This is a genomic window from Actinomyces oris, assembly GCF_001553935.1.
Taxonomy (GTDB): Bacteria; Actinomycetota; Actinomycetes; order Actinomycetales; family Actinomycetaceae; genus Actinomyces; species Actinomyces oris_A.
In genome coordinates this window covers 441,045-456,660 of the sequence record NZ_CP014232.1, presented here as the reverse complement: position 1 = coordinate 456,660, position 15,616 = coordinate 441,045, and the positions used below count along the sequence as shown (strand labels likewise).

At 70.2% G+C, this 15,616-nt stretch carries 13 protein-coding genes; 9 read left to right on the top strand and 4 right to left on the bottom strand.

What is annotated here, in order from left to right:
- Nucleotides 1–36 precede the first annotated feature (36 nt).
- Both AXE84_RS02010 and rplQ read left to right on the top strand, forming a co-directional pair.
- Nucleotides 37–1,038: a DNA-directed RNA polymerase subunit alpha gene (locus tag AXE84_RS02010; protein WP_003789324.1), complete on the top strand. Its 1,002-nt coding sequence runs from the start codon at nt 37–39 to the stop codon at nt 1,036–1,038.
- Nucleotides 1,039–1,068: 30 nt separating this feature from the next.
- Nucleotides 1,069–1,794, top strand: coding sequence for a 50S ribosomal protein L17 (gene rplQ / locus AXE84_RS02005; RefSeq protein WP_009396410.1), 726 nt, complete (start codon nt 1,069–1,071; stop codon nt 1,792–1,794).
- Nucleotides 1,795–2,243: 449 nt separating this feature from the next.
- Here the strand turns inward: rplQ and AXE84_RS02000 are convergent, their stop codons facing one another.
- Nucleotides 2,244–4,073, bottom strand: a complete 1,830-nt coding sequence (locus AXE84_RS02000) for a tetratricopeptide repeat protein (protein WP_060956657.1) — start codon at nt 4,071–4,073, stop codon at nt 2,244–2,246.
- A gap of 177 nt (nt 4,074–4,250) precedes the next feature.
- Here AXE84_RS02000 and AXE84_RS01995 point away from each other — a divergent pair, with 177 nt between their 5' ends.
- Entirely contained in the window at nt 4,251–4,979 is a 729-nt protein-coding gene (locus AXE84_RS01995; RefSeq protein ID WP_060956656.1) for an MgtC/SapB family protein, read from the top strand.
- 44 nt (nt 4,980–5,023) lie between these two features.
- Here the strand turns inward: AXE84_RS01995 and AXE84_RS01990 are convergent, their stop codons facing one another.
- Complete coding sequence (locus AXE84_RS01990; RefSeq protein ID WP_060956655.1) at nt 5,024–5,779, bottom strand: ROK family protein; 756 nt, start codon at nt 5,777–5,779, stop codon at nt 5,024–5,026.
- 48 nt (nt 5,780–5,827) lie between these two features.
- Between AXE84_RS01990 and truA the strand changes: the two genes are divergently transcribed.
- From truA to AXE84_RS01960, 6 genes are all read left to right on the top strand, one after another.
- Entirely contained in the window at nt 5,828–6,727 is a 900-nt protein-coding gene (gene truA, locus AXE84_RS01985; RefSeq protein ID WP_060956654.1) for a tRNA pseudouridine(38-40) synthase TruA, read from the top strand.
- Nucleotides 6,728–6,985: 258 nt separating this feature from the next.
- Complete coding sequence (gene rplM, locus AXE84_RS01980; protein WP_003789346.1) at nt 6,986–7,429, top strand: 50S ribosomal protein L13; 444 nt, start codon at nt 6,986–6,988, stop codon at nt 7,427–7,429.
- 43 nt (nt 7,430–7,472) lie between these two features.
- Nucleotides 7,473–7,967 (top strand): 30S ribosomal protein S9, encoded by a 495-nt coding sequence (rpsI, locus tag AXE84_RS01975; RefSeq protein WP_003789348.1) that lies wholly within the window; start codon nt 7,473–7,475, stop codon nt 7,965–7,967.
- A 309-nt stretch (nt 7,968–8,276) separates the two neighbouring features.
- Nucleotides 8,277–9,638, top strand: coding sequence for a phosphoglucosamine mutase (gene glmM, locus AXE84_RS01970; RefSeq protein WP_060956653.1), 1,362 nt, complete (start codon nt 8,277–8,279; stop codon nt 9,636–9,638).
- Between the two features lie 298 nt (nt 9,639–9,936).
- A complete protein-coding gene (locus tag AXE84_RS13125; RefSeq protein ID WP_236750098.1) occupies nt 9,937–10,200 on the top strand; it encodes a hypothetical protein in 264 nt (87 codons plus the stop codon).
- Between the two features lie 296 nt (nt 10,201–10,496).
- A complete protein-coding gene (locus tag AXE84_RS01960) occupies nt 10,497–13,694 on the top strand; it encodes a BTAD domain-containing putative transcriptional regulator (protein ID WP_060958107.1) in 3,198 nt (1,065 codons plus the stop codon).
- A 16-nt stretch (nt 13,695–13,710) separates the two neighbouring features.
- On the opposite strand, the gene AXE84_RS01955 is transcribed toward AXE84_RS01960, so the two are convergent.
- Both AXE84_RS01955 and AXE84_RS01950 read right to left on the bottom strand, forming a co-directional pair.
- Nucleotides 13,711–14,544 (bottom strand): ABC transporter permease, encoded by an 834-nt coding sequence (locus AXE84_RS01955; protein ID WP_060956652.1) that lies wholly within the window; start codon nt 14,542–14,544, stop codon nt 13,711–13,713.
- Nucleotides 14,541–15,611 (bottom strand): ATP-binding cassette domain-containing protein, encoded by a 1,071-nt coding sequence (locus AXE84_RS01950; RefSeq protein WP_060956651.1) that lies wholly within the window; start codon nt 15,609–15,611, stop codon nt 14,541–14,543. The genes AXE84_RS01955 and AXE84_RS01950 overlap by 4 nt, the downstream gene beginning before the upstream one ends.
- Between the last annotated feature and the right edge of the window lie 5 nt (nt 15,612–15,616).

Genomic DNA, 15,616 nt, shown 5'->3' with positions numbered 1-15,616 from the left:
CGTCATATAGCGGGCGCCGCGACGAAAGGAAACCACGTGCTCATTGCACAGCGACCCACGCTCACCGAGGAGGTCGTGGTCGAGGACCGCCGCTCGCGCTTCGTGCTCGAGCCCCTCGAGCCCGGCTTCGGCTACACGCTCGGCAACTCCCTGCGCCGCACGCTGCTGTCCTCCATCCCGGGGGCGGCCGTGACCAGCGTCCGCATCGACGGGGTGCCCCACGAGTTCCGCACGATCCCCGGGGTCAAGGAGGATGTCGCCCAGATCATCCTCAACATCAAGGAGATCGTCCTGTCCTCGGAGAACGACGAGCCGGTCGTCATGTACCTGCGCAAGTCCGGTCCGAGCGAGGTCACTGCCGGTGACATCACCCCGCCGGCCGGCGTCGAGATCCACAACCCCGATCTGGTCATCGCCACTCTCAACGAGAAGGGCAAGCTGGAGATCGAGCTGACGGTCGAGCGCGGCCGCGGCTACGTCTCTGCCAACCAGAACAAGGACCCCAACGCGGAGATCTCCCGCATCCCGGTGGACTCGATCTACTCGCCGGTCAAGAAGGTCTCCTACTCCGTCGAGGCCACCCGTGTGGAGCAGCGCACCGACTTCGACCGTCTCATCGTCGACGTCGAGACCAAGTCCTCCATCACCCCGCGTGACGCCCTGGCCTCCGCCGGTAAGACGCTCGTGGAGCTCTTCGGCCTGGCCCGTGAGCTCAACGTCGAGGCTGAGGGCATCGAGGTCGGCCCCTCGCCGATCGACGAGGCCTTCCAGCAGGACCTGGCCCTCATGATCGACGAGCTCGACCTGCAGGCCCGCTCCTCCAACGCCCTTAAGCGCGAGGGCATCCACACCGTCGGTGAGCTCGTCTCGCGCAGCGAGGCCGACCTGCTCGACATCCGTAACTTCGGCGCCAAGTCCATCTCCGAGATCAAGGACAAGCTGGCCGAGCTGGGGCTCTCCCTCAAGGGCTCCCCGGTCGACTACGTCTCGGACGACGACTACGCCAACCCCACGTTCAGCGACGAGACCCAGGCCTGAGCCGGCTCGTTATTCACCTAGGAGACAACCATGCCTCGCCCCACTAAGGGTCCCCGTCTGGGCGGCAGCGCCCAGCACGAGCGTCACCTGCTCGCCAACCTGGCCACGCAGCTCATCGTTCACGAGTCGATCAAGACCACGGAGGCTCGCGCTCGTCGCCTGCGTCCCTACGTCGAGAAGCTCATCACCAAGGGCAAGCGCGGTGACCTGCACGCCCGCCGTACCGTGCTGAAGAAGGTGACGGACAAGTACGCCGTCTACCGCCTCTTCGAGGAGCTCGCCCCCAAGTTCGAGGGCCGCGAGGGCGGTTACACCCGCATCATCAAGACGACCCCCCGCAAGGGCGACAACGCCCCCATGGCGGTCATCTCCCTGGTGCTGGAGCCGGTTGCCCGCAAGGAGATCGTGGAGGACGCGGTCGCCACCGCCAAGAAGGCCGCCCAGAAGGCCGTCGCCGACGAGGACAAGGCCGAGAAGAAGGCCACGACCGAGAAGGCTGAGGAGAAGGCCGACAAGGCTGAAAAGGCTGACAAGGCCGAGTACGCCGGCGCGGTCCGCCTCGAGGAGGGAGCCACCGACGCTCCCGACGACGACCACCTGGTCAAGGGCAACGAGGACTCCATGAAGTACCACGTTCCCGGCTCGCGCTGGTACGACGCCACGGTCGCCGAGGTCTGGTTCGCCAGCGCCGAGGACGCCGAGGCCGCGGGCTTCGCCCCCGCCGGCGGCGCCGCCGCCCAGAAGGTCGAGAAGTGAGCCAGAGCTGACGCTCTGAGCAAGAACTCCGGGAGGGCCGGTCACCTGATGGTGACCGGCCCTCCCTGTGTTAGTCGGCAGATGGTGGCCGACGGCATCGGCACTGGCCGGGGCCTGGCACGCACCAGAGGAGAATGCGGCCTGCCCGTGTTGACTCCCCGCACTAGTAGAAGATGACCACCCAGGTATCCCGCGATGGGGTGGGGCTGACGGGGCAAGCGGGAAACTCAGGGCAGGCCGGTAGATCGGGGCCTTGTGCGTCGGACATCGTGATCGGGGACGTACTTTTTCGACGAGAACTGCGGTGTCCTCCAGATCGCTGGGGGCGGGCCGCAGTCGTGTGGAGGAAAGGTACGTTCTGGGCGCAGAACGCAGTTCCCGATTCGCCCGGCTTCGCGTTCCGCACTCTCTGCGCTTGCACCGCGGCACTGCCGGGCCGGTGCCGCCCCTCAGAATCCCCGGATGGAGTCCTCCAAGGCCGTTTCCTCCGTCATGGCTTCGCTCTCCTGGCGGATGCGGGCGGCGTCGGCCTTCCTGCCCGCCCACTCGAGGACTGACGCATAGGTTCGCAGCGCGCCGGCGAGCCCCCGGCCGAAGTCCTCCGGGCGCCTGCGGGCCAGGCTCCGGTAGGCGGCGACCGCCTCCCGTGCGGTCTCCAGGGCCTCGCCTCGGTGACCGGCCTCGGCCAGGCGCTTGGTGAGCCGGTGCAGGCACGGGGCCAGCGCCGGGGCGTGCGTCGCTGGGTCGCGCGCTGCCAGCTCCCGACGGAGCTCCGCCGTCTCTCGGATCGCGGCGAGCGCGGCAGAGCGGTCCCCGACGTCACCCAGGCACGTGGCCAGGTTGTGCAGGCATGCCGCCAGGTCCGGCTTGTAGGCGGTCGGATCGATCTGGGCCAGGCTCCGGTAGAAGGTGACCGCCTCCTGCACCGCAGCCAGGGCCTCGTGCGCACGCCCGGCCCGGCTGAGGTTCAAGGTGAGGATGTTGAGCGCCCGAGCCAGGTCGGCGGTATGAGGGGCAGGGTTGGTACGGACCAGCTGCCGGTAGATGTCGATGGCCTCCCAGGCCATCGCGAAGGACTCCTGCAGCTGCCCGGCCGTGTACAGGTAGACGGCGAGGACGTACAGGGACTCAGCCAGGGCCGGGGTCTCAGTGCTGGGGCGGCTGTGCTCCAGAGCGCGTCGAATGCTGACCGCCTCCCGCGCCGAAGCCAGAGCGCGGTTCAGGCTGCCGCCGTCACGCAGACAGGCGGCCTGGACCGTGAGGGTGTCGGCCAGGTCAGGCAGATGGCTGTCGGGGGCGCTGTGGGCCAGAGCGCGAGCGAGGTTGACTGCTTCCTCGCCCGCGGCGAGTGCCTCGCGGTGCCGTCCCACGTCACTCAGGCGCCGAGCCAGTGTCGCCAGGGCATGGGCGGCCTTCGGCGAGGAGAGCGCCGGCGTGCGGCGGGCCAGTCCCCGGTAGAGTGCAGCGGCCTCCTCGGCCGCCTCCAGTGCCTCGGTTCGGCGCCCGACGGCGGCCCCACAGGCGGCCAGCACCTCCAGAGCTCCGGCAAGATCGCCGGTGCAGGAACCGATCTCCTCCTCATCGAGGCGGCGGTAGAGACCCGCGGCTTCCCGGGCCATCTCGAGGGCCTCATCGACATAGCCCACCGTGCGCAGTCTGGGAGCCAGACGTGCCAGGTCCGCTGCGAGTCGGGGCGTGTGTACATCCGGATCGGCCCGGACCAGACGCCGTCGGACAGTGAGGGCCTGCTGGGCGGTGATGAAAGCGGCGCTCGGCCGACCGGACTCACTCAGGCAGCAGGCGAGCGTGACCAGGGCCTGCGCCAACCCGGTCTCCTCGTCGAAGGGACCATCCCGGCGCAGACCCCGGTAGAGGTCCACGGACTCCTGAGCGCTCGCCAGGGCGTCACGCAGATCGCCGGAAGCGCTCAGGTCGACGGCGAGGCGGCACAGAGCCTGCGCCAGCCCGGAGGCGTGGGCGTCGTAGTCGTGCCGGGTCAGGCGCCGTCGGAGCCGGACCGTCTCCTGCGAGACCGCAACCCCCTCACGCATGTGGCGGGCCTCGCGCAGGCGGTCCGCCATGACGGACAGCCCCTCGGCAAGATCTGGCAGGTACGTGCCTGAATCGAGCCGGGCCAGGTCCCGGAGAGCCTGGCAGGCCTCCCGTGCGGCATCCAAAGCCTCCCCCCGACGGCCCGACTCGGCCAGGCGCTCACTGAGCTCCAGCAGCCGACCGGCGCGAGCAGCTCCCTCGGAAGTGGCGCAGGGGGAGAGCAACACGTCTGACAAGCCTCAGGAACAGGGGGAAGATGGTGTGCTCACGCTAAACGGTGCCTGAGCGCCGCCGCGATGGGGAGACATCACCAAAGGCGCGCCCGGCCAAGGGCTCCTTTAGAATCGTCGCTGTGCTGGCAGCGGGCCGGCAGGGGGCCGGCGGCTGCCGGCAGGACAGGCACGGTGACGACACGGAAGGGAGCCGGTGTGGACACGCTGTTCAGCCTGAACCACGTGGGGGTCCAGGTCGTCGCGATGCTCGCCACCTTCGTCCTGTGCCTGACGCTGGGCGCCGAGCGCCACCTGCGCCACAAGGACGCCGGCGTCAAGACGCACGTCCTGGTGGGACTGGGCTCGTGCCTGTTCACCCTCGTGTCCGCCTACGGCTTCGCCCCGATCACCGGCTCGGATGTTGCAGTGGACCCCAGCCGTGTGGCCGCGCAGATCGTCTCCGGTATCGGCTTCCTGGGAGCCGGGGTCATCTTCGTCAACAACGACACTGTCCGGGGCCTGACCACCGCCGCGACCGTCTGGCTCAGCGCCGCCATCGGCATGGCCTGCGGGGCGGGCATGATCCCCCTGGCGGCCACGGCGGTCGCGCTGGACTACGTCGTCGTCCTGTTCCTGGGCCCTCTCACCTCGCGGCTGCAGCGCCGCCGCGGCGAGGTGACCGTGCGCATCGACTACGAGATCGGCAGCGCCGTCATGCCAGAGATCCTCCAGGTCGCCACCGCATCGGGCTTCACCGCCACCCTGGAGGAGACCGAGGTGACTCGCGGCGAGCACGGCCGCACCATGAACGCCGTCATGCGCTTCCACGGGCAGCGCCCCGCCGTCAACCTCATCGAGGCCCTCTCCGGGCTCGACGGCGTCGACGGCGTCGAGTGCCTCGAGGGAGGCCGGCTCGACTGAGCCCGCTCCGGGGAGGGCTCCGGCGACGGACGGAGTAACGGGAGTTAGGGGCGGGCCATGTCCCAGCAGCGGGCGCCCCCGGTCATGCCGGCCTCGTTGGGGACCACGACGACGTCGTCGCCGATCTTGGCGAGCTGGGCCGCCGTGATCCGCCGCGAGTTGCCGCCGCCCAGGTAGAGGCGGTCCCACAGGTACATGGGGCGCAGGGCGTCGACGACGCGGCGCACCCGGCGCGACCAGTGCGCGTCGCCCAGGCGCAGGCGCTCGTGCTCGCCGATATAGTCGTCGTACGTCAGTCCCCAGCGCACCGGCCCCTGGGAGACCTCCACGTGCGGGGCCAGGACCCCGTTGTCGAAAACGGCGTTGCCCAGGCCCGTGCCCAGGGTCACGATCATCTCCAGGCCGTGGCCCGTGACGACACCGGCCCCGGCGACCTCGGCGTCGTTGAGGACCAGGGAGGGGATTCCCAGGGCCCTGGAGACGGCGGCACCCATGTCGAAGCGGCCCCAGGCCTCCACCAGGTCGGGCAGCACCCTGGAGCGCGGGCCGTCCTTGGTGATGTAGTGCGGCGTGGCGACGACGACCCCGTGGCGGATCATGCCCGGCATCCCCACCGTCACCTGGTCCGCGCCCGGCAGCTGGGAGGCCAGCGAGGCGATGGTCTCCACCAGCTTCTCCGGCGGCAGCGGGTAGGGGGTCGGGGTGCGCACGGCGCGGGAGATGATGTTGCCCTCGCAGTCCAGCACCGAGGCCTTGATGCCGCCGCCTCCGCAGTCCACGGACAGAGTCGTTGTGCTCACGGCCGCGAGCCTAGTGGAAGCGCGAAGACGGTGCGGTTCAATGGGGGCATGCCACGCATCCGCCTCGACCTGGCCTACGACGGCACCTTCTTCTCCGGGTGGGCCGCCCAGCCCGGGCTGCGCACCGTCGAGGGGGTCCTCACTTCCGCCCTGGCCACCGTGCTGCGTGAGCCCGTCCGCCTCACCGTGGCCGGACGCACCGACGCCGGCGTCCACGCCGCCGCCCAGGTGGCCCACCTCGATGTGAGCCCCGAGGCCTGGGACGCACTGCCCGGACGCTCCGAGCGCCTCCCCGAGACCGCCCTGCTCGCCCGGGTGGCGGGCGTCCTGGCCCGCGAGGCCCAGGAGAGCCTGGCGCGCACGCCGCGTGGGGCCGGCGACGTCGTCGTCACCGGGGCGCGCACCGTGCCGGAGGCCTTCGACGCCCGCTTCGGCGCCCTGAGCCGCCGCTACACCTACCGGATCGCCGACGCCGCCGCCCCGCGCGACCCCGCCCGGCGCGCCACCGTCCTGTGGCTGCCCGATGTGCTCGGCGTCGAGGCCATGGACGCCTCCGCCCGCGCCCTGCTCGGCGAGCACGACTTCCTGTCCTACTGCAAGCCCCGCGAGGGTGCCACGACCATCCGCACCCTGCGCACCCTGCAGTGGCGCCGGGCCGAGGCCGGGCCGGACGCAGGGCCGGAGGCCGGGCTCGTGACCCTGAGCGTCGTCGCTGACGCCTTCTGCCACTCCATGGTCCGCTCCCTGGTGGGGGCCGGCCTGGCCGTCGGGCAGGGACGCAAGCCGGTCACCTGGCCGCGCGAGCTCCTGGACGCCCGCACGCGCCAGAGCGCCGCCCCCGTCGCCCCGCCGCACGGGCTGACCCTGGAGGAGGTCACCTACCCGGCCGACGACGAGCTCGCCGCCCAGGCCGAGCGGGCCCGCACCACCCGGCGTCTGAGCTGCTGATCGGCGGTCAGGGGCTCGCCTGGCCGCGTGGTGCGATTCACGGAACTGGGAAGCCGCACCTTTTGACCCTTCCGCGGGGCGCCCGGTACTGTTGGCAATCGTCGTGCAGCACACGTGTGCGTGTCCGCGGTGCCGTCCCACTCGCCCCGGATCGCCTGTGCTCCGACCACTCACCTGACCATGGTGGTCTCGCCGAACCGCGAACGCTTCACCGCGCTTCGGCGTGCCCACTCGCCAAGAGAAACGAAGGCAACGCCCGTGCGCACGTACACACCGAAGCCCGGCGACGTCGAGAAGAACTGGTACGTCATCGACGCCACCGACGTCGTCCTGGGTCGACTCGCGGCCCAGGCCGCCACCCTGCTCCGTGGGAAGCACAAGCCCCAGTTCGCCCCCAACGAGGACTGCGGCGACTACGTCGTCATCATCAATGCCGACAAGGTGGCTCTCACCAACGGCAAGGCTGACAAGAAGTTCGCCTACCGCCACTCCGGCCACCCGGGTGGCCTGACCGCCGTCTCCTACCGCGAGCTGCTGGCCACCCGCCCGGAGCGCGCCGTTGAGAAGGCCATCAAGGGCATGGTTCCCCACACCAAGCTCGGTCGCGCCCAGCTCAAGAAGCTCAAGGTCTACGCAGGTGCCGAGCACCCGCACGCCTCCCAGAGCCCGAAGACGTTCGAGATCACCCAGGTCGCCCAGTAAGCGCTCCAGCGCTCGGCACCCCGCGACAAGCAAAGGACATATCGTGGCTGAGACCACTGTCGACATTGACGCGCTGGACGAGGAGAACGCCCCCTCCAGCTACACCACCGAGACCGAGGAGTCCGCTCCGGGTCGCGGCCAGTCCATCACCGCCCCCGGCTCCGGCCTGGGTCGCCGCAAGGAGGCCGTCGCTCGCGTGCGCCTCGTTCCCGGCACCGGCCAGTGGACGCTCAACGGCCGCTCCCTGGAGGACTACTTCCCCAACAAGCTGCACCAGCAGCTCGTGCGCGCCCCCTTCACCATCCTGGACCTCGAGGGCCGCTTCGACGTCGTCGCCCGCATCAACGGCGGTGGCGTCTCCGGCCAGGCCGGCGCCCTGCGCCTGGGCATCGCCCGCGCGCTCAACGAGATCGACCGTGAGGCCAACCGCGCCACCCTGAAGAAGGCCGGTTTCCTCACTCGCGACTCGCGCATCGTGGAGCGCAAGAAGGCCGGTCTGCACAAGGCCCGCCGCGCCCCCCAGTACTCCAAGCGCTGATCGGGTCAGGTCCTGGCCGAGCCGGCCGGGCCTCCCCTCCGCTACGACGGCGGTCGTCCCCTTCCCGGGGCGGCCGTCGTCGTCATGTGTCAGGGGGTGTGGAGAGCCTCCCGGGCGGCGGCGCATCAGTCGATAAGCGGCCGACAGACGTCCGAGGCGCGGCGGTGAGGGGCGCGATCTCAGGCGCGAGCCGCCGGGCCGGGGTCGGCGCAGGACATCAGACCTTGTGCGCTGGCCGAAGGTTGGGCCCCGATGTTCGGCGCCCCGTGGCAGGATGGTGCTGTTTCGTCACCCCTCAGGAGGATTTCCATGGCTCGTCTCTTCGGAACCGACGGCGTACGCGGCCTGGCCAACGACCTGCTCACGCCCACCCTGGCCGTACAGCTCGGTGAGGCCGCGGCCCGCGTCCTGACCAAGGACACGTCCGCCGCACGGACCTCACGCAGCGGCCGCCCCCGCGCGATCGTGGGCCGCGACACCCGCGCCTCCGGAGAATTCCTCGACCACGCCATCAGCGCGGGCCTGGCCTCCTCCGGCATCGACGTCACCCGCGTGGGCGTCCTACCCACCCCGGCGATCGCCCACCTGACGGCCACCCAGGACATCGAGCTGGGCGTCATGATCTCCGCCTCCCACAACCCCTTCCCGGACAACGGCATCAAGTTCATCGCCCGCGGCGGCTACAAGCTCGCCGACGCCGTCGAGGACGAGATCGAGGCCCTCCTGGGCAAGGTCAACGACCGCCCCACCGGCGCCGACGTCGGCCGCGTCATCAAGGGGGAGACCGTCGCGGATCAGAACTACATCAACCACCTCGTCGACTCCGTCGCCACTGACCTGTCCGGCCTGCGCATCGTCGTCGACGCCTCCAACGGCGCCGCCTCCGTCGTCGGTCCGGCCGCGCTGCGGGCCGCCGGCGCCGAGGTCATCGTCATCAACGCCTCCCCGGACGGCCTCAACATCAACGACAACTGCGGCTCCACCCACCCCGAGCAGCTGCAGAACTACGTCACGGCGGTCGGGGCGGACATGGGCGTGGCCTACGACGGCGACGCCGACCGCTGCCTGGCCGTGGACGCCGACGGCAAGCTCGTCGACGGTGACCAGATCATGGGCATGCTCGCCATCGGCATGAAGGCCGACGGCACTCTCGGCTCCGACACGCTCGTCGTGACCGTCATGAGCAACCTCGGCCTCATCCTGGCCATGCGTGAGCACGGCATCCGCACCGTCCAGACCGGCGTGGGCGACCGCTACGTGCTCGAGCGGATGCTCCAGGGCGGCTACACCCTGGGCGGCGAGCAGTCCGGGCACGTCATCGACACCGTCCACGCCACCACCGGTGACGGCGTGCTCACCTCCCTGCACGTGGCTGCGCGCGTCAAGCGCACCGGCAAGACGCTGGCCGAGCTCGCCAGCGTCGTCACCCGCCTGCCCCAGACCCTCATCAACGTCAAGAATGTCGACAAGGGCGCCGCCAGCACCAACAAGGCCGTGCAGGACGCCGTGGCCTCCGCGGAGAAGGACCTGGGCGAGACCGGCCGGGTCCTGCTGCGCCCCTCGGGCACCGAGCCGCTCGTGCGCGTCATGGTCGAGGCCGCCACCCAGGAGGAGGCCGACCGCGTGGCCCGCTCCCTGGCCGACACCGTCAAGAACGACCTCAGCCTGTGAGCTGACGGCGGTTTCCTCCCCTGCCTTCAAAAGGCATCATGCCCGATCTATGTGCCCCGCCCAGAACCTATGGGCGGGGCACAGGCCATTGAAGGTTCTGGGACTGCAGGTGCACGGCGTGGCCGTGTAGTGGTCGGGGTCTATGCCTCAGCCCCAATGTTATTGCCGATCTACTTCTGATATAACCGTTGGGATACAGCGTCTAACAAAATGACCATGCCATACTGGGGGCGTCTTACGACGAGTCATACAAGCAGGTAATCGACTGGATGGAACAGCACTTCAGGAGTTGGCAGAGATGAGTGACACCAAGACGACGCGGCGTGATGCGGCGCGCGCTGTGGGGCTCTTCCTCGGTACGACTCAGGGGCGGGAGCTGTTCAGGCGCAACCACTACCTCAATGACACCAGGATCCTTGCGGTCCCTGAGTCCGAGCCCATCGACTCCGTGATCGCCGATCACCTCGACCACGGTGCCGACACGATAGTCGCCGTGTTCTTCCCCGATCGCCAGGGCAGCAAGCGCTTCGGCTTTTTCAGGTGGGAGATGCCTTCAAAGTAGGCCCCCGAAGGTTGGTGTGCTGCCGAAGGGGTGACGCTTGGGACCGGACCTCAGGGCCACGCATCGTCCATCGGTGCTGTCATGGATACGATGAAGGCTCAACGTTTTACTCTTTCTGACGATGGTCCCCACGATGACGTCCCGGACGTGTCTGCCCTGCTCAAGCGCATGTCGTCTCAAGCCTTCGCTGCTTCCTAACGCCTGAGTCTCATCTGAGGATCTCGGAACCGGCGTACCGTCATGACGGTGGCCGGCGTCGCGACCGGCGCCGGCATGTGGAGCACCGCCTCACGGTGATGGGTGAGAATGGCCTCGTGACCTCCTCGTACCGCCTGGCTCTCCTGACGGAGCCGCCGACCTGGCAAGGCCGGCCCTTGAGCGGTAGGAGCCTTGACCTGCTCGCCGTGCTCGCCGGCAGCCAGGACGCCAGGGTGAGCGACGGCGCCCTCATTGAGGCCCTGTGGCCCGACGACGCCCCGGCCCGGCCGCTGCGGGCGCTTCACGTCGTCGTCTCCCGGCTGCGTGCCGTCGTAGGGGAGGGTGTCGTCGAGCGCAGCGGCGATGGCTACCGACTGGAGCTGGCGGAGGCGGAGGCTGATGTCCGGGACCTGTCGTATCGGGCGGAGCGCGCCCGAGCCTGCGCCGCCGCCGGCCAGTGGGAGCAGGTCCTCGATCTCACCGACCGACTGCCCCAGGTGCCCGTTCCCGACGAGGTCGATGACAACGGTGGAGCAGGAGCCGCCCCTATGGCCCTCTTGCGAGAGCGGGCTGCAGCCCTGACCGAGGGGGCCCGCCGCGACCGGGGGCTCGCCCTGGAGGCCACCGGTGAGCACGAGCGGGCCGTGGACCTGCTGCGTGAGGCCTCCCAGCGCGACGGCGGCGACGAGACCGTCCTGGCCGCCCTCATGCGCGCCGAGTCCTGGGTGCGCTCACCGGCTGCGGCCCTGGAGATCTACGAGCAGTACCGCCGTCGGCTGCGCGAGCTGGGAGCCGTGCCCGGACCGGCCGCGCGCGCCGCCCACGAGGCCGTCCTGGCCGCCGAGAGCCCTGTGCGCCACGGACTGCAGACCGAGCCCGAGCACTTCCTGGGGCGCGAGGCGGACGTGACCGGTGTTCTCAAGGCCCTGAGCACCCACCGTCTGGTGACGCTCACCGGCCCCGGTGGGGTCGGCAAGACCACCCTGGCCCAGGTGGTGGCGGCCCGCAGCCGCCGCCCCGCCGTCTACGTCGTCGCCCTCGCCGAGGTGTCACCCGGAGCCGATCTGGCCAGGGTCGTGCTCGATGCGATCGGAGGCTCCGCAGTCGTCAACGGTGACCCGCACCGCGATCTGGCCGCCGCCCTCTCCCAGCCCGGAACCGTCCTGGTGCTGGACAACTGCGAGCACCTGGCCGGCGAGGCGGCCGACCTCATCGGGCCGCTCCTGGTCGCCTGCCCCGACCTGCGCGTGCTGGCGACCTCGCGCCGCCCCGTCGACCTGGCCGCGGAGCACGTCCACCGCCTTGAGGCCCTCAATGCTGCCTCCTCCGCCGAGCTCTTCCGCGCCCGTGCTCTGGCCGCTCGCCCCGGCCAGGTCATCGACGATGACGACTTAGGCGAGCTCCTGAGCCGGTTGGAGGGCATCCCCTTGGCCATCGAGTTGGCCGCCGCGCGCACCCGCAGCCTGTCGGTCGGCCAGATCGCCGAGCGACTGCCCGGCAGACCCGATCTGCTCACCGCCGCCCGCGACGCCCCCGCCCGTCAACGCACCCTGACAGCGGTCATCGAGTGGTCCTGGAACCTGCTCGACGCCGCCGAACGCCGCGCCCTGGCTCGGCTGGCCCTGCTCCCCGACGGCTTCACCCTCCTGCCCGCGGAGGCGCTCATCGGCGCGCAGGCCGCCGACCTCCTCGACGCCCTGGTCTCCCACTCCCTGCTCGTGGTGCGCGACCACGGCCTGCCCCGCTTCCACATGCTCGTCACCGTCCGAGACTTCGCCCTGGAGCAGCTGTCCGCCTCCGGTGACGAGGCCGAGGCCCGCGCGACCCTGCGCCAGTGGGCGGTGGACCTGTGCTCCCAGATCCGTTTTCCCGTGGACGCCGGCGACTTCGGCGACGCCCGTCACCCCGAGGCGCGCCGCCACGACCGCCTCTTCCGGCAGGTCGCCCACGATGAGGCCGTCATCCTTCAACAGCTCGACCGGCTCCTGGCACAGGCCGACGGCCACGGCACGGATCACCTGCCGGCGGAACTGCGCGACGCCATCTGCCTCATCGGTGCCGCCCTCATGCGCCTGTGGAGCGTCACCTGGAGCTATGAGCGCATCGCCGACTATGGTGCGCGCCTCATCGCTGCCGCTGTCCAACCCGCCCAGGACTCACGCGGCAACGAGGCAGGCCTGAGCGTCCTGGCCCTGTGCGTCACCCTCTTCGGGCTCCTGAGCCACGTGCCCGAACAGGTCCGCTCCCTGCTGCCGGCCTCCTTCGACGGAGAGGGACCGTTCAGCCGGGTCAGGCGCTTCCTGCGTGCGAGCGACGAGCAGTGGCCCGAGCTGACCGGCGACGCCGACCCCTGGGTCGCCTGGGCGGCGACCCGCTGCCTGGCCGCCCAGCAGGAGGACGACGGCGATCCTCAGGCCTCCCTGGAGACCATCGAGGCCCTCCTGGGGCGGCTCCATGGCCACGACCTGGCCGGCATTCACCTGCTCGAGCTGCACCTCCACCGGCTGCAGGTGCTCATGTCCCTGGGGCGTTACAGCCAGGTCGTCGACGCCTGCTCGCGCGCCCAGGTGCTCCTGGAACGGGTCCTGCCCAGCTGGGGCGAGTTCTTCCGCACGACACTGCACATGGAGGGGGCCTACTGCGCGGTCTACCTCGATCCGCGCCCCGAGACGGCGGGCAGGCTGTTGGAGAGCCTGGAACCGATCGACCTGCCGGGAACCATGCGCTTCATCGCCCGCTCCGTGCGCGGTGAGCTGGAGCTCACCCGCGGGAACGTGCGCACCGCCGCCCTCATCCAGCGCGTGAGCCTGCGCTACGCCGGGAACTGGCGCTCCATCCTGGGATCGGGCTCCCAGTGGGAGCTCTACATCCTGAGCATGTGCCTGGTCACCGACGTCGAGCTCAGCCCCGACGACGCCGTCGAGCTCGATGCCCGAGCCGTCCGTGCCCGAGCCACCTCCCTGCTGCGCGAGATCCTCTCCGATCCGGCTCCACGGCAGCGTGACATTCCCACGCTCATGGCTTTCGCGGCGGCCGTTGGCCTGTCCGCCGTGGCTGCTGAGGACGCGGGCTCCGACCGGCGGGCAGTAGGGGGCGAGCTGGTCGCCACCGCCCTGGCGGTGGGCACCAACCAGACCTGCCGCCTGCTCTCCCACGACTACCTGCGCAGCCGCACTGAGCGGCTGGACGCCCGGGCACTGGCGCAGGCCGAGGAGAGGATTCGGTCCCTGGACCGCGGTGGGCTCGTGGCTCACGCCGCCGACCTCGCCGGCCGTCTGGCGGGCGAGGTCGGCTGAGTCCCTGAGGCGCGGCTCAGGCGTTGCGCCGCTGGTAGCGCACGACCGTCAGGGGAGCCATGACGGCCAGGATCAGCAGCGAGCCGATGATCGCGGCCCGCACGTCCCCGGCCGAGCCCGCTGTTCCGTCCAGCAGGTACCGGTCGCCGTCGACGATGTGCGAGACCGGGTTGTGGCGCACGAAGGCCTTGAGCCAGCCCGGTAGCGTCGAGGTGGGCACCATGGCGTTGGACAGGAAGGTCAGCGGGAACAGGACGATCACCGTGAAGGAGGTGACCGCTTGGGCCGAGGAGAACACCGTCCCCAGGAAGAGGAAGATCCAGGCGATGGCCCAGGCGCAGCCCGCCGCCAGGGCGATGGCGCCAATCGTTCCCGACCAGCCGTTGGCAGGCCGGTAGCCCAGGATGTAGCCGGTGAGTACGGTCAGTGAGGTGCAGATGAGGTAGCGCAGCACGTCGGAGACCATGGGCCCCAGGACCGGCGCGATACGGGACATCGGCATGGTGCGGAAGCGGTCGAAAACGCCCTTGTCCATGTCCTCGCGCAGGTCCACGCCCACGCTCTGGCTCGTGGTCAAGGCATTCATGATGATGAGACCCGGGACGATCGTGGGCAGGTAGGCCTTGACGTCGCCGGCGATGGCGCCGCCGAAGAGCTCGCCGAACAGGACAGTGAACATGACCGGCTGGATGAGGATGTCGTAGAACTCCCCGGGGTTGCGCACCATGGTGATGAGTGAGCGCCAGGCCATGGCCAGGGTGTCCGGGACGAGCCGGGCCTCGCTGAAACGCCAGACGCCGGGGGAGAGGGAGCTACTGGTCGGTGCGGTCGCGGTGGTGGGGACGGTCATGACTGCTCCTGAGAGTCTGCGGGACGGGAGGACGAGGAAGCGAGTGATGGCGCCGACAGCGCGGCGGCATCAGGTGAGGCCGCGTCATCGTGCTTCGTGGGTTGCCCGGTCAGGGCCATGAAGACCGAGTCCATGCTGGGGCGGTCCACCGAGACGGTTCTGGGGGACAGGCCGGCGTCGCGCAGGGCCACGAGCACCTCGGTGGCCACCGACGCCTCGCTCAGCGGCGCCTGCAGGTGGGTGCCCTGGTCGACGGTCGCCGGGGCGTGACCGGTCACCCGCTCGATGATCGCCGCGGTGGCCCCCTGGTCCTCGGGGGTCGCCGGCGTCAGCACCAGAGAGCTGCTGCCCACCCGGTCCTTGAGCTCATCGGGGGTGCCCTCGGCGATGAGCCGTCCGGCATCGATGATGCCGACCCGGTGAGCCAGGCGGTCAGCCTCCTCCAGGTACTGAGTGGTCAGCAGGATCGTCGAGCCGCCCTCCACCAGGGAACGGATGACGTCCCACATCTGCTCACGCGTACGCGGGTCCAGACCAGTGGTGGGCTCGTCGAGGAAGATGAGCGGGGGACGGGAGATGAGCGAGACCGCCAGGTCCAGTCGCCGCCGCATCCCACCGGAGTATCCGCTCACCCGCTTGCCGCCTGCCTCGGTCAGGCTGAAGGCGGCCAGCAGCTCCTCGGACCGCTCCCGCGCCCGACGCCGGCCAAGGCCCAGCAGGCGCCCGAAGAGGCGCAGGTTCTCCGAGCCGGTGAGCGTCTCATCGACGCTGGCGTACTGTCCCGTCACCCCGATGAGGCCGCGCACCGCGTGGCGCTCGCGGACGACGTCGTGCCCCAGGACCATCGCCCGGCCCCGGGTGGGGGCCAGCAGGGTGGTCATCATGCGCAGCGCCGTCGACTTGCCGGCACCGTTGGGGCCGAGCAGGCCGTAGACGATGCCGGTGGGGATCTCCAGGTCCAGGCGGTCGACGGCGGTGAAGGAGCCGAAGGTGCGGGTCAGGCCATCGGTCCTCATGGCCGGTGCCTCGCCCGGTGAGAGCGATTCGTTTGCTGTTCGTGTTGCCATGCCGC

Coding starts and splice junctions, on each gene's coding strand:
- rplQ (WP_009396410.1), top strand. CDS start 1,069: ATGCCTCGCCCCACTAAGGGTCCCCGTCTGGGCGGCAGCGCCCAGCAC.
- truA (WP_060956654.1), top strand. CDS start 5,828: ATGCCACGCATCCGCCTCGACCTGGCCTACGACGGCACCTTCTTCTCC.
- glmM (WP_060956653.1), top strand. CDS start 8,277: ATGGCTCGTCTCTTCGGAACCGACGGCGTACGCGGCCTGGCCAACGAC.
- AXE84_RS13125 (WP_236750098.1), top strand. CDS start 9,937: ATGAGTGACACCAAGACGACGCGGCGTGATGCGGCGCGCGCTGTGGGG.
- AXE84_RS01960 (WP_060958107.1), top strand. CDS start 10,497: ATGGGTGAGAATGGCCTCGTGACCTCCTCGTACCGCCTGGCTCTCCTG.
- AXE84_RS01955 (WP_060956652.1), bottom strand. CDS start 14,544: ATGACCGTCCCCACCACCGCGACCGCACCGACCAGTAGCTCCCTCTCC.
- AXE84_RS01950 (WP_060956651.1), bottom strand. CDS start 15,611: ATGGCAACACGAACAGCAAACGAATCGCTCTCACCGGGCGAGGCACCG.